Consider the following 18,770-nt stretch of genomic DNA (forward strand, 5'->3'; position numbering starts at 1 on the left):
CTAGGGTCCCGCCAAACCCAACCCAAGCGAGGACATCATGAGCATCGAACAGACCCTGGCCGACAAGGGCATCACGCTTCCGGCAGCCCCTGCGCCGGCCGCCAACTATGTCCCCTTTGTCCAGACCGGCAACCTGGTGTTCATCTCGGGCCAGATCAGCGCGGACGAGAATGGCTTCATCACCGGCAAGCTGGGCGACGGCACCAGCGTCGAGGAGGGCGCGGCGGCGGCCCGCCGCTGCGGCCTGGCGCTGATTGCCCAGCTGAAATCGGCCGTCGGCGACCTGGACCGCGTGGCACGGGTGGTCAAGCTGACCGGCTTCGTCAATTCGACTTCCGACTTCACCGACCAGCCCAAGGTCATCAACGGCTGTTCGGACCTGATGGTCGAGGTATTCGGCGAAGCCGGGCGCCATTCCCGCGCCGCCGTCTCGGCCCCGTCGCTGCCCTTTGGTGTCGCGGTCGAGATCGAAGCCGTCTTCGAGGTCCGCTGATGCCCTCGCTGCCCGACAGGTTCCTGACGACGCCGATCGCGCATCGCGGCCTGCACGGCCCGGGCGCGCCCGAGAACAGCCTGGCCGCGGCCCGCGCCGCGATTGAGGCGGGCTATGGCATCGAATGCGACATCCAGCCCGCGGGCGACGGGACGCCGATGGTCTTTCACGACTATCAGCTGTCGCGGTTGACCGCGCAGGAAGGGCTGATCGCGGAGACCGCGCCCGATGACCTGGCGCATCTGCGTCTGGTGGGCAGCGACGAATCCATCCCCACCCTGGCCCATTTCCTGGAGCTGGTGGCGGGCCGGGTGCCGCTGCTGATCGAGATCAAGGACCAGGACGGCTCCTGCGGCCCCGCCATCGGCAACCTGCACGGCCGCGTGGCCGAGGCGCTGCGGGACTATGGCGGGCCGGTCGCGGTCATGTCCTTCAACCCGCATGTGGTCACGGCCTTTCATCAGGTTGCGCCGCATATCCCGGTGGGCCTGACCACCTGCGCCTTTGGCGCCGATGACTGGGCGCATGTCCCGCCCGGCCGCCGCGAAGGGTTGGCCATCATCGACGATTTCGACCCGTCGGGGGCCAGCTTCATCTCGCATGACAAAGCGGATCTGGACAATCCGCGGGTCGATGCCCTGCGCGCCCAGGGGGTGTCGATCCTGTCCTGGACCATCCGCAGCGAGGCCGAGGAACAGGCCGCCCGTCGGATCGCGGACAATGTCACGTTCGAAGGCTATCGCGCATGGATGCCCCAGCGGTAAGCCGAAGAAAGGCGGGACGCCGGCCCCGGCGCCCCGCGACCTTGCGGCCCCTGACAAGCGGCCCTTTCGCCCCTATGTTGCGGGCATGAGCGACATGCTGACCCTGACGACCCATCCCTCGATCGCCGCCATCGACCCCCGGATCTGGGACGGGTTGGGCGACGGCAATCCCTTCACCTCTCACCGCTTCCTGCTGGCGCTGGAGCAGTCGCGTTCGGTCGGGACCGGTACCGGCTGGCAGCCGCTGCACCTGACCGTGGAACGGGAGGGGGGGATCGTAGGGGCCGCGCCGCTTTATGCCAAGTCGCACAGCCAGGGCGAATACATCTTCGACCATGCCTGGGCGCAGGCCTATACCCGCGCCGGCGGCCGCTATTACCCCAAGCTGCAATGCTCGGTCCCCTTCACCCCCGCAACCGGGAACCGCCTGCTGGCCCGCGACGACCAGGCCCGCAGCGCCCTGCTGGCCGGGCTGATGCAGGTGACGGAACGGCTGGACCTGTCGGGGGCGCATGTGACCTTCTGCACGGCCGAGGAAAGCAGCCTGGGCGAGGCGGCGGGTTTCCTGCCGCGCGTGACCCAGCAGTTCCACTGGCTGAACCGCGGCTATGGCAGCTATGACGATTTCCTGGGCGCCCTGTCCTCGCGCAAGCGCAAGGACCTGCGCAAGGAACGCGCCCGGGCCCAAGGCTTTGGCGGGACCATCCGCCACCTGACCGGCGACGACCTGAAGCCGCATCACTGGGATGCCTTCTGGGAGTTCTACCAGGACACCGGTGCGCGCAAATGGGGCCAGCCCTACCTGACGCGCGACTTTTTCGACCGCATCCATGACACGATGAAGGACGACATCCTGCTGGTCCTGGCCGAGACCGAGGGCGAGCCCATCGCCGGGGCGCTGAATTTCCTGGGGCCGGACGCGATCTATGGCCGCTACTGGGGCTGCGTGGCCGACCACGCCTTTCTGCATTTCGAACTGTGCTATCACCAGGCGATCGACCACGCGATCACCCACGGCCTGTCCCGCGTCGAGGCGGGCGCGCAGGGCGAACACAAGCTGGCCCGCGGGTATGAACCGGTCCCGATCCATTCGCTGCACTGGGTGCGGGATGCGGGCTTCCTGCGGGCGCTGGAACAGTATCTGGAGCAGGAGCGCGACGCGATGGGGCAAGAGATCGAGGCGCTGGCCGACTGGACCCCGTTCCGCAAGGGCGACTGAACAGCCGCCCCACGGTCCGGTCCGCACCGGGACACCAGCGGTTCCCGGTGCGGGTCAGGTTAGACCTTTTCCAGCAGCGCCTCGCCCGCGCTGACGGTGCAGGCGCCGGGCGAATCCTCGACATCGATGGTCTTGAAGACGCCGTCCTCGACCAGCGCGGCAAAACGCTTGCAGCGCCCGAAGAAACCCACCGGCGGCGCGTCGAAGTCCAGCCCCAGCGCGGCCGTCACCTTGCCGTCGGCATCGGCCAGGACCTCGATCCCGGCATCGATGGCGCCGGTCTGCTCGGCCCAGGCCTTGGTGACGAAGGGATCGTTCACGGTGACGCAGACGATCCGGTCGACGCCCTTCTCGCGGAACGCGTCCGCGCTGCGCACGAAGCTGGGCATATGGGCATTGGTGCAGGTGCCTGTGAAGGCGCCGGGCAGCCCGAACAGGACGACGCGGCCCTGCATCAGTTCGCTGGTCGGCACGCTCTCCGGGCCGCCTTCGCCCACGCGCAGCAACTGGCCTTCGGGCAGCTTGGTTCCGGCGGTGATGGTCATTCGACTCTCCTGAATTGCAACGGATTCGCGGCGACTATAGGGTGCGCCCGAACAACAGGCCAGAGAACCGCGAAGGGGGGCAGGGCATGCGCATCGTGATCCTGGGGGCGGGGCAGGCAGCCGCCTCGATGGCGGCAAGGTTGCGGGCGCAGGGGCATTCCGGCCCGCTGACCGTCATCGGTGCGGAACCGGCGGCACCCTATCAGCGGCCGCCCCTGTCCAAGGCCTACCTTCTGGGGCAGATGGGCCTTGACCGGCTGATCCTGCGCGCGCCCGACTGGTGGACGGGGCAGCAGATCGACCTGCGCCTGTCGGAAGCGGCGCTGCGGATCGACCGGGATGCCCGCACCGTGACGACCGACAAGGGCACGCACGCCTATGACGCGCTGGCGCTGACCCTCGGGGCCGCGCCCCGTCGCCTGCCCGCCGCGATGGGGGGCGATCTCCCCGGCACCTATGTCATCCGCGACCTGGCCGATGTGGATGCCCTTGCGCCGCAGATGCAGCCCGGCCGCCGGCTGGTGGTGATCGGCGGCGGCTATATCGGGCTGGAGGCTGCGGCCGTCGCCTGCAAGCTGGGCCTTTCGGTGACCGTGGTCGAGGCCGCCCCGCGCATCCTGGGCCGCGTGGCGGCATCCCAGACCGCCGACATGGTGCGGGCGCTGCATGTCGCGCATGGCGTCACCATCCTGGAGGGGACGGGCATCAGCCGGATCACGGGCGATGATCAGGCAACCGGCGTGGCCCTGACGGACGGGCGGCAGATCGAGGCCGACCTGGTCATCCAGGGCATCGGGGTCCTGCCCCGCACGGACCTTGCCGCTGAGGCGGGGCTGGCGCTGGACAACGGCATCGCCACGGATGCCCAGGGCCGGACCTCGGATCCTGCCATCTGGGCCGCGGGCGACTGCGCCAGCTTTCCGCACCAGGGCACGCAGTTGCGCCTGGAAAGCGTGGGCGGCGCGATCGACATGGCGGAATGTGTGGCTGACAACATGCTGGGCCAGGGACGAACCTATGTGCCGAAGCCCTGGTTCTGGTCCGACCAGTTCGACGCCAAGCTGCAGATGGCGGGGCTGAACACCGGCCAAGACCGGATCGTGGCCCGCCCCGGTGCCGGCGATCACGGGGGTTCGGTCTGGTATTTCCGGCAGGGCAGGCTGATCGCGGTGGATGCGCTCAACAATCCGCGCGCCTACATGATCGGCAAGCGCCTGATCGAGGCCGGCCGCAGCCCGTCCCCCGAGGAATTGTCGACCGCGCCCGACCTCAAGGCGCTGCTGTGACTGGGTCATTCTTTGTTGTGCAAATACCCCCCGGGGGGTGCGAGGGGCGGGATGCCCGCCGCCGTCGCGGGACGCAATCATGAGGATCGTGGGCGGCCGGATGCGCGGGCTGAAGCTGGCGGAACTGGGGGAGGGCGACGCCGCCGCCCATCTGCGCCCGACCACCGACCGGGTGCGCGAGGCGATCTTCAACCTGCTGATCAACGGCAGCCACGGCAACCCGCTGCCCGGTGCACGGGTGCTGGACCTGTTCGCGGGAACAGGGGCCTTGGCACTGGAGGCGCTGTCGCGGGGGGCGGCGGAGGCTGTCCTGGTCGATGACGGCGCCCGGGCCGCGGCGCTGATCCGCCAGAACCTCCAGCGTGCCCGCGCCGAGGACATGGCACGGCACCTGCGCCGCGACGCCACGCGGCTTGGTCCGCATCGCGGGGCGCCCCATGACCTCGTCTTCCTTGATCCTCCCTATGGGCAGGCCAAGGGAGAGGCGGCGATGGCGTCGGCCCTGCAAGGCGGCTGGCTGGCGCCCGGTGCGGTGGTCGTCTGGGAGGAATCGCGTCCGCCGCTGCTGCCGCCGGGTTTCATGCTGCTGGACCAGCGCAGCTATGGCGACACGGTCGTGACGCTGGCCCGGGCGCCGGGAACCGCAAGCTGACGGGGAAGTGTACGGCATCCTCTTGTACCTGTCGCGGACCGTGGCAATTTCCAGGCTTCAGACAAGGAGGATGACATGAAACTTTTCCGCATCTCGGCGCTGCTTGTGGCCCCCGTCGCGCTGGCGCTGGCCCTGCCGGGCCTGGCGCAGACCCAGGACCACGCGACCCATGACGGACATGGTGCCGAGCCTGCGGCGGTCAGCCAGGCAGGGACCGCGGCCCCGGCCGATCCGGCGGGCGCGGCCTATGCCGAGGCCATGACGCGGATGCACGAGACGATGATGATTGTACCCTCGGGCGATGCCGACGTGGACTTCATGCGCGGCATGATCCCGCACCATCAGGGCGCCATCGACATGGCCCGCATCGTGTTGGAGCATGGAACGGACCCCGAGATCCGCGCCCTGGCCGAAGCCATCATCATCGCGCAGGAGGCCGAGATCGCCCAGATGGAGGCCTGGCTGGCCGCCAACGCCCCGGCGGAATAACGCGCGACCGGCGTCCGCAGGCGCCGGGCCTGCCTTTGGCGGCCCGGCGCGGCTGCACCTGCCCGGCGCTTGGCTCAGTCGGCCCGGGCGATGCGCGCCGCGGCCGCCTCCAGCGCGCCGGCACCGTGCGGCATGGCAAGCGCGGTCAGGCCGGCCTCGAGCGCGCCAAGGGCCCCAAGGACCATCGCCGCGTTGCAATGCCCCATATGCGCGATCCGCAGCGCCGCCTGCGGATCGGCGGCACCCAGGCCGATGCCCAGGGTCACGCCGCATTCGCGCGTGACCCAAGCCCGCAGGGCATCGGCCCGGGGCAGGGTCACCGCGGTCACCGAGGCGGCCCGCGCCTCGGGCTGATCCACCGAGAGGCGGATGTCGGGATGTCCCGCGCCCCAGGCATCGACCGCCGCCCAGACCGCCTGCGCCAGGCGCGCGTGCCGGCGCCAGGCAGCCTCCAGCCCCTCCTCGTCCAGGATCATCGTCAGCGCCTCGGAAAGGGCATAGATCTGCTGCACCGGCGGCGTGCCGCCCCAGAAGCGCCACAGCGCCTCGGCCCCCGCCCTCTGGTGCCAGTCCCAGTAGGGCGTCGTCAGCCCCGTCCGGCCGCGCGCCGCCGCGCGATCCGAGAACCAGACGAAGGCCGTTCCCGGCAGGCACATCATCCCCTTCTGGCTGGCCGAGATCAGCACGTCCACGCCCCATTCATCCATCCGCATCGGCGCGCAGCCCAGGGAGGCGATCGCATCCACCACCAGCAGCGCCGGGTGATCGCCCATCGCCGCCCGCAGGGCGGGAATGTCGGCCGTCGTGGTGCTGGCCGTGTCGGTCTGGCACAGCAGGACCGCCCGGATCCGGTGCTGCGGGTCGCGCTCCAGTCGTTCGGCGAGGCGGGCCGCGTCGGGGGGCAGGTTGCCGAAATCCAGCCGCTCGACATAGACGCCCATGGCTTCCAGCGTATCGGCCCAGCTGCGCCCGAAATGGCCGCAGGTCACCACCAGCGCCAGGTCGCCCCGGTCAAACATGTTGGCGGCCGCGGCCTCCCAACCGGCATGGCCGTTGCCGATATAGGGCGCCAGGTTCTGCGCCGTGCCCGCCAGCCGCTTCAGCTGGGCCATGACCTGCAGGTTCAGCTGGGCCAGCGGTTCCGCATAGATGTCGGGAGAAGCCCGGTGCGCGGCGTTCAGCACGCGGGCAGGGACCGGCGAGGGGCCGGGAATGGCAATCAGTTCGTGGCCGGTGGCAGGGCTCATGCGGGATATCCTTCACATCGTGCAAGATCGGTAGGCTTCCCCCGGGGTCACGTCAACCGCTGCCGCGCGGGGGCCGGCCTTGTGGCGGCGGGCTGGAACGGGGTATGGCTGAGAACCAGAGATGGCCGGCCGCGCCGTGATGCCGCCCGCCCGTGACCGAAAGGCCCGCCAGACCCGTGGATCCGCGCAAAGACAGCCCCGCCCGCCTGATCGCCACCGCCACCCGCGCCGGGGCCCCCGCCGCCCCCGATCGCGCCAAGGTGCCGGGGCTGCTGCGCAGGCTGTGGGACGACTATCTTCGCCCCCATCGCGGCGGCATGCTGCTGGCCTTTCTGCTGATGACGCTGGAGGGATCAACCCTGGCGCTGATCAGCTGGATGCTGAAGCCGCTGTTCGACGTGGTCTTCATCGGCCAGCAGCAGGGCGCGATCTGGTGGGTCGGCGGGGCGATCTTTGGCATCTTCCTGCTGCGCGCCGTGACCCTGATCTCCAGCCGGGCGCTGCTGACGCGGATCTCGCTGTCGGTTTCCACAGTGATGCAGACGCGGCTGCTGGCGCATATCCTGACGCTGGACCAGCGGTTCTTCCGCGACAATCCGCCCGGCGCGATGATCGAGCGCATCCAGGGCGACACCATCGCGGTGCAGGGGGTCTGGGCCACGCTGATCACCGGAGCCACGCGTGACGCGATCAGCCTGGTGATGCTGTTCGGGGTGGCGCTGACCATCGACCCGGTCTGGACCCTGGGTGCGCTGATCGGCGCCCCGATCCTGATCATGCCGGCGGCGCTGGTCCAGCGCTATATCCGCCGCAAGGTGCGCCAGAACCGCGCCAATGCCAGCCTGCGCGCGACGCGGCTGGACGAGGTGCTGCACGGCATCGCCTCGATCCGGCTGAACCGGGCCGAGGCCGCCCAGACCGAGCGCTTTGCCCGGATCGTCGGCCGCATCCGGCAGGCCGAGACCAAGGTCGCCGCGACCTCCAGCGTGATCCCGGCGCTGACCGACATCGTGACCGGCATCGGCTTTGTCGCGGTGCTGGCCCTGGGCGGCAGCGAGGTGATGGAGGGCCAGCGCAGCGTCGGCGATTTCATGGCCTTCTTCACGGCGCTGGCCTTGGCCTTCCAGCCGATGCGGCGACTTGGCGGGTTGGCCGGCACCTGGCAGATCGCCGCCGCCAGCCTGGAGCGGATCTACCAGGTCTTTGACACGCAGCCGATGGTCGTGTCGGGCCCGCGCCTGGCCCCGCCGGACAATATGGATGTCCGGCTGGAGGATGTCTGGCTGTCCTATGACGGGCAGGTCGTGCTGCACGGGCTGTCCTTCACGGCCGCGGCGGGGCAGACCACGGCGCTGGTCGGGCCCTCCGGGGCGGGCAAGTCCACGGTCTTCAATCTGCTGACCCGGATGGTGGACCCCGACCGGGGGCAGGTCCTGCTGGGGGGCGTGCCGGTGTCGGACTATGACCTGGGCGTCCTGCGGGACCAGTTTTCGACCGTGGCGCAGGAATCGGCGCTGTTTGACGAAAGCCTGCGCGACAACGTCCTGATGGGCCGGCCCGAGGCCTCGGATGCCGACTTGGGCCGCGCGCTGGAGGCGGCCCATGTGACCAACTTCCTGGACGAACAGCGCAGCCTGGACAGTCCGGTCGGCCCGCGCGGATCGTCCCTGTCGGGCGGGCAGCGCCAGCGCGTGGCGATTGCCCGCGCGCTGCTGCGCGACGCGCCGATCCTGCTGCTGGACGAGGCCACCAGCGCGCTGGACACCGCCAGCGAACGGCTGGTCCAGGATGCGCTGGACAAGCTGTCCGAGGGCCGCACCACGCTGGTGATCGCCCACCGCCTGTCCACGATCCGCAATGCCGACAAGATCGTGGTCCTGGAATCGGGCAGGGTTGTCGAACAGGGCAGCCATGACCAGTTGATGGCCAGGCGCGGCGCCTATGCCCGGCTTGTCGCGCTGCAATTCGGAGAGAATGAATGACCCGCCAGATCATCCGTCTGACCGGAGAGGACCGCGAAGCCTTTCTGCAGGGGCTTGTCACCAACGACATCCGTCGCGCGCCCTGCTGGGCGGCGCTGCTGACGCCGCAGGGCAAGTACCTGGTCGATTTCCTGGTGATCCCCGACGGCGACGCGCTGCTGATCGATGTCGAGGCGCAACTGGCCCCCGACCTGCTGCGGCGCCTGTCGATGTACAAGCTGCGCAGCAAGGTGGTGCTGGAGGCGGTGGACATGCCCGTGGCGCGCGGCACCGGCCCCGCCCCCGAAGGCGCCATTGCCGACCCGCGCCACCCCGCGCTCGGCTGGCGGCTCTATGGGCAGGCGGGCGATGACGGCAGCGATTGGAATGCCATCAGGGTCGCCCATTGCATCCCCGAAACCGGGATCGAGCTGGTCCCGAACGACACCTATATCCTGGAGGCCGGGTTCGAGCGTCTGCACGGCGTCGATTTCCGCAAGGGCTGTTACGTGGGCCAGGAGGTCACCGCGCGGATGAAGCACAAGACCGAGTTGCGCAAGGGCCTGCAGGTGCTGCGCATCGAAGGCGCGGCCGCCGTCGGCACCCCCATCACCGCCCAAGGACGCGAGGTGGGCACCCTGTTCACCCAGTCGGGCGGACAGGCCATCGCCCATGTCCGTCACGACCGCGTCGGCCCCGACATGCAGGCGGGCGAGGCGCGGCTGTTTCCCGCATGATCCCGGAGGCGCAGCCCGAACCGGGGCTGCGCAAGATCATCCATATCGACATGGACGCCTTCTTCGCCTCGGTCGAACAGCGCGACTTTCCCGAACTGCGCGGCAAGCCGGTGGCGGTCGGCGGGTCGGCGGCGCGCGGCGTGGTGGCGGCCGCCAGCTACGAGGCGCGGGTCTTTGGCGTGCGCTCGGCCATGCCCTCGGTCACGGCGTCGCGGCTTTGCCCCGACCTGATCTTCGTGCGCCACCGCTTTGACGTCTATCGCGCCGTCAGCCAGCAGATCCGCGCGATCTTTCACGACTACACGCCCCTGGTCGAGCCGCTGTCGCTGGACGAGGCCTATCTGGACGTCACCGACCACCTGCAGGGCCGCACCGCGACGCGCATCGCCTCCGACATCCGCGCCCGCATCCGGGCGGCGACGCAGCTGACCGCCAGCGCGGGGGTCAGCTACAACAAGTTCCTGGCGAAACTGGCCTCCGACCAGAACAAGCCCGACGGGCTTTGCGTGATCACCCCGGACCGCGGCCCCGATTTCGTGCTGTCGCTGCCGGTGGCCAAGTTCCACGGGATCGGCCCGGCGACGGCCGGCAAGATGCAGGCGATGGGCATCCAGACCGGTGCCGACCTGCGCGCGCAGGACCTGGATTTCCTGTTGCGGCGGTTCGGCAAGGCCGGGCGCTATTACTGGAACATCTCGCGCGGAATCGACCACCGCCGGGTCAGCCCCGACCGCATCCGCAAGTCGGTGGGGGCCGAGAACACCTATTCCGCCGATCTGCTGACGCTGGAGGAGGCGGTCGAGGCGCTGGCGCCCTTGGCCGCCAAGGTCTGGGCCACGGTGGCACGCCACGAGCTGCGCGGCCGGACGGTGACGGTCAAGGTCAAGTTCGCCGATTTCCAGCAGGTGACCCGGGCGCGCAGCCTGGGGCATGTTGTCGCGTCCGAGGCTGAGATGCTGGACATCGCGCGCGACCTTGCGGGCATGGTGCTGCCGGACCCGCGCGGGGCGCGGCTGCTGGGGATCACCCTGTCAGGCTTTGACCAGGACGACCCCGACCCGGCGCAGCTGAGCCTGTTCGACTGAGCACGCAGCAAAAACGCCCCGCGCAAGATGCACGGGGCGTTCTGGCGGCTGCGGTGCGGGGCCTGCAACGATCAGGCGCGCTCGCTGTATTCGAAGACCTCGGTGTTGACGATGATCGCCTCGCCTTCGCCGACGAAGGGCGGGATCATGATGCGCACGCCGTTGTCCAGGATCGCCGGCTTGTAGCTGTTGGCGGCCGTCTGGCCCTTCACGACCGGCTCGGTCTCGGCCACGGTGCAGGTGACCTTCTGCGGGATCGAGACCGACAGGGCCTCCTCGCCATAATATTCGATGGTCGCGGTCATGCCGTCCTGCAGGAAGGGGCGGCGGTCGCCCAGCAGCTCGGCGTCCAGTTCGGTCTGCTCAAAGGTCTCGCTGTCCATGAAGACCAGCTTGCCGTCGGTTTCATACAGGAATTGCTGGTCCTTCTGGTCCAGGCGGACGCGTTCGACCTTGTCTTCCGAACGGAAGCGTTCGTTCAGCTTGCGGCCGTCGCGCAGGTTCTTCATCTCGACCTGGGCGAAGGCGCCGCCCTTGCCGGGCTTGACATGGCTGACCTTTACGGCGGCCCACAGGCCCCCGTCATGTTCCAGCACGTTGCCGGGGCGGATTTCGTTGCCGTTGATCTTGGGCATGGGATGCTTCTCGTGCGATTGCGGAGGTTTTGCGCCGGTCGGGCGTTGAACGGCGAATTGGACCCCCTATATCGGGGCCTGCCTTCTCAGGCAACCAGATCGCTTCTGCGGCGTTGTCAAGTCGGCAACATGGGCAAGCGGCTGCCGTCATACGGGAACCAGGGCAGTTTTTTCCCGTTTTTGCGCGACATGCAGTAGAGACATGGCAGACATGCGGCGCAGGGGATACCGAATCGGAGTTGCGAAAGGCTAAGGCTGCAGCACCGTCGGAGAAACGGATTCAAGAAACAGGGGAAGCGTCAAGTTTCCCCACAGGTCCTGTCGTGCTGATCGGACCGCAAGAGATGGACGAACACGATGCGCGATTTTGTTGACGGCTCGGCTTTCAATTTCGAACAGGGCCAGCGGGCCCGCAAGCTGTTTGCGGCCGTGGTGCTGGCTGCTTTGGATGATGCCATTGCGGATGACAAGAAATATGGCAACGGCCCCGAGCAGATCGCCCGCTGGGCGCGGTCGCGCGATGGCCGCGAGGTGCTGTCCTGCGCGGGGATCGACCCCAACGAGCGCGTGGTGAAGGGCCTGATGGAATTTGTGTCGAAGGGTGTGCGCACCTCGGTCGCGCTGTCGCGCGAGGAAAGCGAACGCCGCATGGCCGCCGAGGCCGAGGAAGCCGAAGCCGCCTGATCCGGCGCGCATCGCCGAATGCTCAAGGCCGTCCTTCGGGACGGCCTCTTTTGTTGCTCAAAGCCGGGTGATGATGCGCTGCGAATAGAAATGCCGGACGTCGTCGGCATGGCAAAGCTCGGTCGCCGGGGTCTTGACCGCCGCCGATGCGGCCGCCGTGCCCAGGGCCAGCGCCTCCTGCACAGGCCAGCCCCGCGCCATGGCCAGGACAAAGCCCGCCACAAAGCTGTCGCCCGCGCCGACCGCGCTGACCACCGCCACGGGCGCCGCCGTCGCGTGCCAGGCACCGTCGGGCCCGGCAACCACCGAACCATCCGCGCCGCGCGCCACGATCACCGATCGCGCCGCGCCGTTCTGGACCAGGCCCGCGGCAAACTCGGCGCTGTCGCTGCGCAGGGGCAGGGGGCGCCCGGCCAGTCCCTCGGCCTCGTGGCTGTCCATGCGCAGCACGTCCACCGGGATCGACGATCCCGCCAGGGCCCGCAGCGCGTCGCCCGAGGTATCCACCAGCAGCTTGGCGCGCCCGTCCTTCAGGCGCACGGTCAGCATCTGTTCGAACCCTGCGGCCACCCCCGGCGGGTTCGACCCCGAGACGACGACCCAGCCCCCGGCCAGGGCGGCCTCGCCGATGGCGGCGATGGTGCTGGCCACCTGCGCCATGTGCCATTCCGGACCGGGCATGACAAAGCGGTACTGCCCGCCCGTCGTGCGGTCGGTGACGGCCAGCGACTGGCGGGTTTCCCCCGGCGCAGTCAGGCGCAGGACCGAGAGGCCCGCCGATTTCAGCATCTCGGCCAGCCGCGTCCCTGTCGCCCCGCCAAGCGCCACCATGGCCGTCGACTGCCCGCCGATGATCTTGATGGCGCGGCTGACATTGATGCCGCCGCCGCCCGGATCGACCACCGGCTTGTCGCAGCGCAGCTTCAGGTCGGGCACGACCTGGTCGGCGGCGGTGGACAGGTCCAGCGCCGGGTTCAGGGTGACGGTCAGGATGGGGGCCTGGCCGCTCATTCCCACCAACGATCGATGGTGGCGATGTCGTCGTCGGACCAGCCGAAGTGATGCGCCATCTCGTGCGTGACGATATGGACGACAAGATCGCCCAAGGTGACATCCCCGCGCGAGGCCCATTCGTCCATGATTGGGCGACGATAAAGCCAGATGATGTCGGGCTGGCCCGGCTGGTCGGCGACCGACTTTTCGGTCAGGGGCACGCCGTCATAGATGCCGGTCAGTTCGAACGGGTCGTCGATCTGCAATTCGTCCAGCACGTCCTCTGGCGCGAATTCGGCCACGCGGATCGCCACCGCGGCAGCGGCGGCCGCGAATTCCGCCGGCAATCCGTCAAGGGCCGTGCGGGCCATCGCCTCGATCTCGGCTGCGTCGGGGGCGGTCCGCCCATCCCAGTCACTCATTCCAGCGCCTCCTGCGTCCAACCCCCGATATGGACAAAAATGCCGGTCTGTGAAAGAGCAACCCCAACAGGAGACGCCCCATGACCATCACTCGTTTCGCGCCCTCGCCCACCGGCCATATCCATGTCGGCAACCTGCGCACCGCGCTGTTCAACTATCTGATCGCCCGCAAGACCGGCGGCACCTTCATCCTGCGCCTGGACGACACCGACCAAGAACGCAGCAAGGAGGAATATGTCGAGGGGATCAAGCGCGACCTGGACTGGCTGGGCCTGCACTGGGACCGGGTGGAGCGTCAGTCGCTGCGCCTGGACCGCTATCGCGCCGAGGCCGAGGCGCTGAAGGCGTCGGGCCGGCTGTACGAGGTCTTCGAGACCCCGACCGAACTGGACCTGAAGCGCAAGAAGCAGCTGAACATGGGCAAGCCGCCGGTCTATGACCGCACCGGCCTGCACCTGTCGGACGCTGACAAGGACCGCATGCGGGCCGAGGGCCGCGAGGGTTACTGGCGCTTTCTGCTGGAGCAGGAGCGGATCGAATGGACCGACGGCATCCTGGGCGACATCTCGATCGACGCGGCCTCGGTCAGCGATCCGGTGCTGATCCGTGCCGACGGGCAGGTGCTGTACACCTTCGCCAGCAGCGTGGACGACACCGACATGGGCGTCACGAATATCGTGCGGGGGTCGGACCATGTGACGAACACCGCGACCCAGATCCAGATCATCCGGGCCATCGGCGGCACGCCGCCGGCCTTTGCGCATCATTCGCTGCTGACCGGCGCCAAGGGCGAGGAACTGTCCAAGCGCATCGGCGCGCTGTCGCTGAAGGACCTGCGCGAGGCGGGCGTGGCGCCCGAGGCGCTGATCAGCCTGATGGCGCGGCTTGGATCGGGCGTGCCGGTGGAACTGGCCTCGCTGGACGAGCTGGCCGAGGCCTTCGATCTGTCGCAGTTCGGCGCATCGCCCACCAAGTTCGATGCCGACGATCTGTGGCCCCTGACGCGGGAGCGCAACCAGCGCCTGCCCTTCGACCAGGTCGCCGACCGGATCGCGGGGCTTGGCGTGCCGGCGGACCAGGCCGAGCGCTTCTGGAGGGTCGCCTCGCAGAACATCACCCGGCTGGAGGATCTGGCGGGCTGGTGGCAGATCTTCAGTGAGGGCGCCGAGCCGCAGATCGACCCCGAGGATGCCGAGTTCGTGGCCGAGGCCATGACCCTGCTGCCCGAGGGTCCCTTCACCGACGCGACCTGGGGCGAATGGACGGCGGCCGTCAAGGAGGCCACGGGCCGCAAGGGCAAGGGCCTGTTCATGCCGCTGCGCAAGGCCGTCACCGGCCAGGCCCACGGCCCCGAGATGTCGGACGTGATGCCGCTGCTGCAGGTCGTGAAGGCGCGCGGCTGATCTGCGTCCTGCGATTGCGGGGGGCCTGCTGCCCCCCGCACTCCCCCGCCCACGCGGATCGCAATCGTCTCCCCCGCAGAAAACCCGTCAAAACCGCTTGACGACCCCGCGGCAGTATTCTAGATCGCCGCTACTCCGTGGCGGAGTAGCTCAGTTGGTTAGAGCAGCGGAATCATAATCCGCGTGTCGGGGGTTCAAGTCCCTCCTCCGCTACCATTTCCCCCACAGTTACAGCCTGTTCGATGCGGTTGCCCGTCGCGGCAAGTTGTATTCAAATGCCCCTTGGCGGCAGGGGAACGATGCATCAGCTTCATGTGTTGTGGCGATGGCCTTTCCCGGCGGGCAGCGGGGAATAAGTGGTGGAATTTTCAGGGGTGGCAGATCAGCATGGACGCAACGAGTGAACGCCTGACCCGCCCCGGACACAATTGCTGGCGGGTCGAGAAGTCGGGGCGGTTCGCGGTCATTGCCGATGCCGACGAGTATTTCCGTGCCGTCCGGCAGGCCATGCTGCAGGCGCGCAGCAGCATCCTGATGGTGGGCTGGGACTTTGACGCGCGCATTCCCTTGGGCGATGCCTCGGCGGATGGCGGGCCGTCCTGCCTCGGCGACTTCGTGGTCTGGCTGGCGGGGCGGAACCCGGGGTTGCACATCCGCCTGCTGCGTTGGGACAAGGGGGCGCTGAAATCGATCTTTCGCGGGACCACGCTGCTGACGATCCTGCGCTGGAAGATGCACCCCCGGATCACGCTGCGGCTGGATGGCGCCCATCCCCTCGCCAGTTCGCACCACCACAAGATCGTGGTCATCGACGACTGCCTGGCCTTCTGCGGCGGCATCGACATCACGGAAGGCCGCTGGGACACGCGCGAGCATCTGGATGACAATCCGCTGCGGGTCAGCGCGCGCGGCAAGCCGATGAAGCCCTGGCACGACGCGACCAGTTGCTTTGACGGCCCGGCGGCGAAGGCCCTGGGCGACCTGGCGCGCGACCGCTGGCGCATCGCGTCAGGCGAGGAGCTGTCGCCCGTGTCGGATGGGGCCGGCTGCTGGCCCGACGTGCTGGTGCCGCGGTTCCGCGACGTGCCCCTGGCCATCGCGCGCACCCGGCCCGAGATCCCTGACGTGCACCCCTCCTTCGAGATCGAGCAGATGTATCTGGACCTGATCGCGCGGGCCCGGCGGGTGATCTATGCCGAAAGCCAGTATTTCGCCTCGCGCCGCATCGCGCAGGCCATCGCCAAGCGGCTGACCGAGGATGATCCGCCCGAGATCGTGATCGTGAACCCGGTCAGCGCCGAGGGCTGGCTGGAGCCGCTGGCCATGGACACCGCCCGCGCCCGGCTGGTCGAGGCGCTGCAGCGGCTGGATCATCGCGGCCGGTTCCGCATCTATCACCCGCTGACCGACGGCGGGGCCGAGATCTATGTCCATGCCAAGCTGATGATCGTCGACGACATCTATCTGCGGGTCGGCTCGTCGAACTTCAACAACCGCTCGATGCGGCTGGACACGGAATGCGACGTGGTGCTGGCGGCCGACCGGCCGGGCTGCGACACGGTGCGCGAGGAGATCATCGCCCTGCGCGACGACCTGCTGGGCGAGCACCTGTCACTGCCGCCGCAGAAGGTGTCGCAGTTGATCGCCGAGCATGGCAGCCTGATCGCCATGATCGAGGCCAGCCGCGGACCGCGCGGGCAGGGGCGGACGCTGGCCCCCTATGAGATCCCCGAACTGAACGGCTTGCAGATCTGGATGGCCGACAACGAGATCATGGACCCCGAGGGCCCCGAGAAGATCTTTGAGCCGCTTCACAAGCGCAGCCTGTTCAAGGGCTGGCGCTGGCCGCGCCGCAGGCGTCCCGCCTAGGCGGGTTGCGCCTGCCGCCCCGTCCGCTAGCCTGCGGCCAAGCGACAGAAATGGAAAGATCTGATGGAACGCGTGAAACTGGGCGGCAGCGAGGTCGAGGTCAGCCGGATCTGCCTTGGCACCATGACCTTTGGCAACCAGACCGACGAGGCGGGGGCGCATGCCCAGATGGATGCAGCGCTGGAGGTCGGGATGACCTTCATGGACTGCGCCGAGATGTATCCGGTGAACCCGGTGCGGCGCGAGACGATCGGCCGGTCCGAGGAGATCATCGGCCGCTGGCTGGCGCGCACGGGCCATCGCGACCGGGTCGAGATCGCCACCAAGATCACCGGCCCCAGCCAGATGGTCCGCGACGGCGCGCCCTTTGACGGCGCCACGGTCACGGCCTGCATCGACGCCTCGTTGCAGCGGCTGCAGACGGACCGGATCGACCTGTACCAGCTGCACTGGCCGGTGCGCGGCTCCTATGCCTTCCGCCAGAACTGGGCCTTCGATCCCTCGGGCCAGGACAAGGCCGCGACGCTGGCGCATATGCAGGACGTGCTGGAGGCGCTGTCGGCGGCACGGCGTGCCGGCAAGATCCGCGCCGTCGGACTGTCGAACGAATCAGCCTGGGGCCTGACCCGGTGGTGCGATGTGGCCGACCGGATCGGGGCGCCGCGCATGGCGTCGATCCAGAACGAATACTCGCCCCTCTACCGGCCCTATGACACGGACCTGGCCGAAACGGCGGTGAACGAGGATGTGACGCTGCTGTCCTATTCGCCGCTGGCCGCCGGGCTGCTGACGGGGAAATACGCCGATGATGCCATGCCCGAGGGCAGCCGGGCCGCGGTGGACAAGGCCACGGGCGGGCCGGGGAACCTGGGCGGGCGCAAGACCCCGCGCGGCGTCGAGGCGGCCTCGGCCTATGGCCGGCTGGCGGCCGAACATGGTTGGGACGTGATCCACATGGCCATCGCCTGGCAGTTGACGCGCCCCTTCAAGGTCGTGCCGATCATCGGCGCCACGACGACCAATCAGCTGCGTCACCTGATCGCCGGTCTTGACCGCGACCTGCCTGACGATTTGCGGCGCGGCATCGAAAGGCTGCACAAGGCCTTTCCTTTGCCCTATTGATGAAACGCGGCCTGCCTCTATCTTTCTGACGAGGCAGAGAAACATGAGGACCAGGCATGGCAGGCGATCCGTATGCAGCGCTCGGCGTTTCGCGTGACGCCAGCGCGGATGACATCAAGAAGGCCTATCGGCGCATCGTCAAGACCGACCACCCGGACCTGAACCAGGAGCCGGCCGCGGTGGCGCGTTTCAAGGCGGCTTCGGCGGCCTATGACCTGCTGAAGGACCCCGAGCAGCGCCGCCGCTTTGACGCGGGTGAAATCGACGCGCAGGGCCAGGAACAGGGGCCGCGCTGGCGGACCCGTCAGCATGCGGGCGCGGGCGGCAATCCCTTTGGCGACGCGGCCGGACATGCGGGCGATCCCGATCTGTCGGATGTCTTTGCCGACCTTTTTGGCCAGCGGACCGGCGGGCGCGGGGGCGGTTTTGGGGGCTTTGGCGGTTTCGGCGGCGCGCGGGCCGACCAGCGCGGTCAGGACATGCGCTATCAGCTGGAGGTGGACTTCCTGACCGCCGTCCGCGGCGGCCGGACCCGCATCACCCTGCCCGAAGGGGGGACGCTGGATGTGGCCATCCCCAAGGGCGTGCGCGACGGCCAGACGATCCGCCTGCGCGGCAAGGGGGGGCCGGGCCTCGGCCGCGCCCCGGCGGGCGACGCCTATCTGGATGTCAGCGTCGCCGATCACCCGCTGTTCCGGCGCGAAGGGGACGACATCCACGTGGTCCTCCCGATCGCGCTGTACGAGGCGGTTCTGGGCGGCAAGGTGCAGGCGCCCACCATCGACGGCCCGGTGAACCTGACCATCCCGCGCGGCGCCACGTCAGGTCAGAGGCTGCGCCTGCGGGGCCGGGGGGTCAACGGCGGCGACCAGCATGTCGAACTGCGCATCGCGATGCCTTCCAAGGTCGATGCAAAGCTGGCGGGCTTTTTCGAGGAATGGCGGCAGGAAAACGGCTATGATCCCAGGCGGGGGATGGCGACGGGCTGATCGCCTTTTGCCAGCGCCGCCTCGCGCGCGGGCAGGTCCTGCATGACCGCGCGCCGGGCTTGGGGCGTCATGCTGCCCCAGCAGGCGATCTCAGTCAGGCTGCGAAAGCAGCCGATGCAGATCTGCGTGTCGGGGTCGATCTGGCAGATCTGGATGCAGGGGCTTTCGATCATCG

The 18,770-nt window shown here is 68.7% G+C and carries 20 protein-coding genes and 1 tRNA gene; 15 read left to right on the plus strand and 6 right to left on the minus strand.

Annotation, left to right across the window (positions count from 1 at the left end; all coding sequences use genetic code 11):
- The first annotated feature begins 37 nt into the window (after positions 1-37).
- The 3 genes from ACNR9W_RS03390 (at position 38) to ACNR9W_RS03400 (ending at position 2,476) form a co-directional block, all read left to right on the plus strand.
- The gene (locus tag ACNR9W_RS03390; RefSeq protein WP_419270372.1) at positions 38-493 is read left to right on the plus strand and encodes a RidA family protein; all 456 of its coding nucleotides are present in this window, start codon (positions 38-40) and stop codon (positions 491-493) included.
- Positions 493-1,257 (plus strand): glycerophosphodiester phosphodiesterase family protein, encoded by a 765-nt coding sequence (locus ACNR9W_RS03395; protein WP_419270370.1) that lies wholly within the window; start codon positions 493-495, stop codon positions 1,255-1,257. Before ACNR9W_RS03390 ends, ACNR9W_RS03395 begins: the two co-directional genes overlap by 1 nt.
- Before the next feature lie 85 nt (positions 1,258-1,342).
- Positions 1,343-2,476, plus strand: a complete 1,134-nt coding sequence (locus ACNR9W_RS03400; protein WP_419270369.1) for a GNAT family N-acetyltransferase — start codon at positions 1,343-1,345, stop codon at positions 2,474-2,476.
- A gap of 59 nt (positions 2,477-2,535) precedes the next feature.
- On the opposite strand, the gene ACNR9W_RS03405 is transcribed toward ACNR9W_RS03400, so the two are convergent.
- Positions 2,536-3,021 carry a peroxiredoxin gene (locus tag ACNR9W_RS03405; RefSeq protein ID WP_419270367.1) on the minus strand — a complete coding sequence of 162 codons (486 nt, stop codon included), beginning with the start codon at positions 3,019-3,021 and terminating at the stop codon, positions 2,536-2,538.
- A gap of 86 nt (positions 3,022-3,107) precedes the next feature.
- Between ACNR9W_RS03405 and ACNR9W_RS03410 the strand changes: the two genes are divergently transcribed.
- The 3 genes from ACNR9W_RS03410 (at position 3,108) to copM (ending at position 5,448) form a co-directional block, all read left to right on the plus strand.
- Complete coding sequence (locus ACNR9W_RS03410; RefSeq protein ID WP_419270366.1) at positions 3,108-4,307, plus strand: NAD(P)/FAD-dependent oxidoreductase; 1,200 nt, start codon at positions 3,108-3,110, stop codon at positions 4,305-4,307.
- 79 nt (positions 4,308-4,386) lie between these two features.
- Entirely contained in the window at positions 4,387-4,959 is a 573-nt protein-coding gene (gene rsmD / locus ACNR9W_RS03415) for a 16S rRNA (guanine(966)-N(2))-methyltransferase RsmD (RefSeq protein WP_419270365.1), read from the plus strand.
- Between the two features lie 75 nt (positions 4,960-5,034).
- On the plus strand, positions 5,035-5,448 hold the full coding sequence (gene copM / locus ACNR9W_RS03420) for a CopM family metallochaperone (RefSeq protein ID WP_419270364.1): 414 nt from the start codon (positions 5,035-5,037) through the stop codon (positions 5,446-5,448).
- A 74-nt stretch (positions 5,449-5,522) separates the two neighbouring features.
- Here copM and ACNR9W_RS03425 read toward each other — a convergent pair whose 3' ends face one another.
- On the minus strand, positions 5,523-6,695 hold the full coding sequence (locus ACNR9W_RS03425) for a pyridoxal-phosphate-dependent aminotransferase family protein (RefSeq protein WP_419270362.1): 1,173 nt from the start codon (positions 6,693-6,695) through the stop codon (positions 5,523-5,525).
- 317 nt (positions 6,696-7,012) lie between these two features.
- On the opposite strand from ACNR9W_RS03425, the gene ACNR9W_RS03430 reads away from it, so the two are divergent.
- The 3 genes from ACNR9W_RS03430 to dinB are packed head-to-tail and all read left to right on the plus strand — an operon-like array spanning position 7,013 to position 10,478.
- Entirely contained in the window at positions 7,013-8,677 is a 1,665-nt protein-coding gene (locus ACNR9W_RS03430; RefSeq protein WP_419270500.1) for an ABC transporter ATP-binding protein, read from the plus strand.
- Entirely contained in the window at positions 8,674-9,393 is a 720-nt protein-coding gene (ygfZ, locus tag ACNR9W_RS03435; RefSeq protein WP_419270360.1) for a CAF17-like 4Fe-4S cluster assembly/insertion protein YgfZ, read from the plus strand. Before ACNR9W_RS03430 ends, ygfZ begins: the two co-directional genes overlap by 4 nt.
- A complete protein-coding gene (gene dinB, locus ACNR9W_RS03440) occupies positions 9,390-10,478 on the plus strand; it encodes a DNA polymerase IV (RefSeq protein ID WP_419270358.1) in 1,089 nt (362 codons plus the stop codon). The genes ygfZ and dinB overlap by 4 nt, the downstream gene beginning before the upstream one ends.
- 71 nt (positions 10,479-10,549) lie before the next feature.
- Here dinB and efp read toward each other — a convergent pair whose 3' ends face one another.
- A complete protein-coding gene (gene efp / locus ACNR9W_RS03445; protein ID WP_111301981.1) occupies positions 10,550-11,113 on the minus strand; it encodes an elongation factor P in 564 nt (187 codons plus the stop codon).
- A 357-nt stretch (positions 11,114-11,470) separates the two neighbouring features.
- Here efp and ACNR9W_RS03450 point away from each other — a divergent pair, with 357 nt between their 5' ends.
- Positions 11,471-11,797, plus strand: coding sequence for a DUF6280 family protein (locus ACNR9W_RS03450; RefSeq protein ID WP_042251710.1), 327 nt, complete (start codon positions 11,471-11,473; stop codon positions 11,795-11,797).
- 57 nt (positions 11,798-11,854) lie between these two features.
- Here the strand turns inward: ACNR9W_RS03450 and ACNR9W_RS03455 are convergent, their stop codons facing one another.
- Together ACNR9W_RS03455 and ACNR9W_RS03460 are read right to left on the minus strand one after the other, a co-directional pair.
- Entirely contained in the window at positions 11,855-12,808 is a 954-nt protein-coding gene (locus tag ACNR9W_RS03455; protein WP_419270356.1) for a 1-phosphofructokinase family hexose kinase, read from the minus strand.
- A complete protein-coding gene (locus ACNR9W_RS03460; protein WP_419270354.1) occupies positions 12,805-13,212 on the minus strand; it encodes a metallopeptidase family protein in 408 nt (135 codons plus the stop codon). The genes ACNR9W_RS03455 and ACNR9W_RS03460 overlap by 4 nt, the downstream gene beginning before the upstream one ends.
- 80 nt (positions 13,213-13,292) lie before the next feature.
- Between ACNR9W_RS03460 and gltX the strand changes: the two genes are divergently transcribed.
- From gltX to ACNR9W_RS03485, 5 genes are all read left to right on the plus strand, one after another.
- A complete protein-coding gene (gene gltX / locus ACNR9W_RS03465; protein ID WP_419270352.1) occupies positions 13,293-14,615 on the plus strand; it encodes a glutamate--tRNA ligase in 1,323 nt (440 codons plus the stop codon).
- Between the two features lie 139 nt (positions 14,616-14,754).
- A tRNA-Met gene (locus ACNR9W_RS03470) sits at positions 14,755-14,831 on the plus strand.
- Between the two features lie 171 nt (positions 14,832-15,002).
- Positions 15,003-16,484: a phospholipase D-like domain-containing protein gene (locus ACNR9W_RS03475; protein WP_419270350.1), complete on the plus strand. Its 1,482-nt coding sequence runs from the start codon at positions 15,003-15,005 to the stop codon at positions 16,482-16,484.
- A 63-nt stretch (positions 16,485-16,547) separates the two neighbouring features.
- The gene (locus ACNR9W_RS03480; protein ID WP_419270349.1) at positions 16,548-17,606 is read left to right on the plus strand and encodes an aldo/keto reductase; all 1,059 of its coding nucleotides are present in this window, start codon (positions 16,548-16,550) and stop codon (positions 17,604-17,606) included.
- 56 nt (positions 17,607-17,662) lie between these two features.
- Positions 17,663-18,595 carry a DnaJ C-terminal domain-containing protein gene (locus ACNR9W_RS03485; protein WP_419270348.1) on the plus strand — a complete coding sequence of 311 codons (933 nt, stop codon included), beginning with the start codon at positions 17,663-17,665 and terminating at the stop codon, positions 18,593-18,595.
- Here ACNR9W_RS03485 and ACNR9W_RS03490 read toward each other — a convergent pair.
- Entirely contained in the window at positions 18,562-18,768 is a 207-nt protein-coding gene (locus tag ACNR9W_RS03490; protein WP_419270346.1) for a DUF1289 domain-containing protein, read from the minus strand. The genes ACNR9W_RS03485 and ACNR9W_RS03490 overlap by 34 nt on opposite strands.
- Positions 18,769-18,770 lie beyond the last annotated feature (2 nt).

Origin of the sequence: Paracoccus sp. T5 (assembly GCF_048538155.2) — a bacterium.
Classification (GTDB): domain Bacteria; phylum Pseudomonadota; class Alphaproteobacteria; order Rhodobacterales; family Rhodobacteraceae; genus Paracoccus.

Bases quoted from the DNA above. Each gene is read 5' to 3' on its own strand.
- ACNR9W_RS03390 (WP_419270372.1), top strand. From the start codon at position 38: ATGAGCATCGAACAGACCCTGGCCGACAAGGGCATCACGCTTCCGGCA.
- ACNR9W_RS03395 (WP_419270370.1), top strand. From the start codon at position 493: ATGCCCTCGCTGCCCGACAGGTTCCTGACGACGCCGATCGCGCATCGC.
- ACNR9W_RS03400 (WP_419270369.1), top strand. From the start codon at position 1,343: ATGAGCGACATGCTGACCCTGACGACCCATCCCTCGATCGCCGCCATC.
- ACNR9W_RS03405 (WP_419270367.1), bottom strand. From the start codon at position 3,021: ATGACCATCACCGCCGGAACCAAGCTGCCCGAAGGCCAGTTGCTGCGC.
- ACNR9W_RS03410 (WP_419270366.1), top strand. From the start codon at position 3,108: ATGCGCATCGTGATCCTGGGGGCGGGGCAGGCAGCCGCCTCGATGGCG.
- rsmD (WP_419270365.1), top strand. From the start codon at position 4,387: ATGAGGATCGTGGGCGGCCGGATGCGCGGGCTGAAGCTGGCGGAACTG.
- copM (WP_419270364.1), top strand. From the start codon at position 5,035: ATGAAACTTTTCCGCATCTCGGCGCTGCTTGTGGCCCCCGTCGCGCTG.
- ACNR9W_RS03425 (WP_419270362.1), bottom strand. From the start codon at position 6,695: ATGAGCCCTGCCACCGGCCACGAACTGATTGCCATTCCCGGCCCCTCG.
- ACNR9W_RS03430 (WP_419270500.1), top strand. From the start codon at position 7,013: ATGCTGCTGGCCTTTCTGCTGATGACGCTGGAGGGATCAACCCTGGCG.
- ygfZ (WP_419270360.1), top strand. From the start codon at position 8,674: ATGACCCGCCAGATCATCCGTCTGACCGGAGAGGACCGCGAAGCCTTT.
- dinB (WP_419270358.1), top strand. From the start codon at position 9,390: ATGATCCCGGAGGCGCAGCCCGAACCGGGGCTGCGCAAGATCATCCAT.
- efp (WP_111301981.1), bottom strand. From the start codon at position 11,113: ATGCCCAAGATCAACGGCAACGAAATCCGCCCCGGCAACGTGCTGGAA.
- ACNR9W_RS03450 (WP_042251710.1), top strand. From the start codon at position 11,471: ATGCGCGATTTTGTTGACGGCTCGGCTTTCAATTTCGAACAGGGCCAG.
- ACNR9W_RS03455 (WP_419270356.1), bottom strand. From the start codon at position 12,808: ATGAGCGGCCAGGCCCCCATCCTGACCGTCACCCTGAACCCGGCGCTG.
- ACNR9W_RS03460 (WP_419270354.1), bottom strand. From the start codon at position 13,212: ATGAGTGACTGGGATGGGCGGACCGCCCCCGACGCAGCCGAGATCGAG.
- gltX (WP_419270352.1), top strand. From the start codon at position 13,293: ATGACCATCACTCGTTTCGCGCCCTCGCCCACCGGCCATATCCATGTC.
- ACNR9W_RS03475 (WP_419270350.1), top strand. From the start codon at position 15,003: ATGGACGCAACGAGTGAACGCCTGACCCGCCCCGGACACAATTGCTGG.
- ACNR9W_RS03480 (WP_419270349.1), top strand. From the start codon at position 16,548: ATGGAACGCGTGAAACTGGGCGGCAGCGAGGTCGAGGTCAGCCGGATC.
- ACNR9W_RS03485 (WP_419270348.1), top strand. From the start codon at position 17,663: ATGGCAGGCGATCCGTATGCAGCGCTCGGCGTTTCGCGTGACGCCAGC.
- ACNR9W_RS03490 (WP_419270346.1), bottom strand. From the start codon at position 18,768: ATGATCGAAAGCCCCTGCATCCAGATCTGCCAGATCGACCCCGACACG.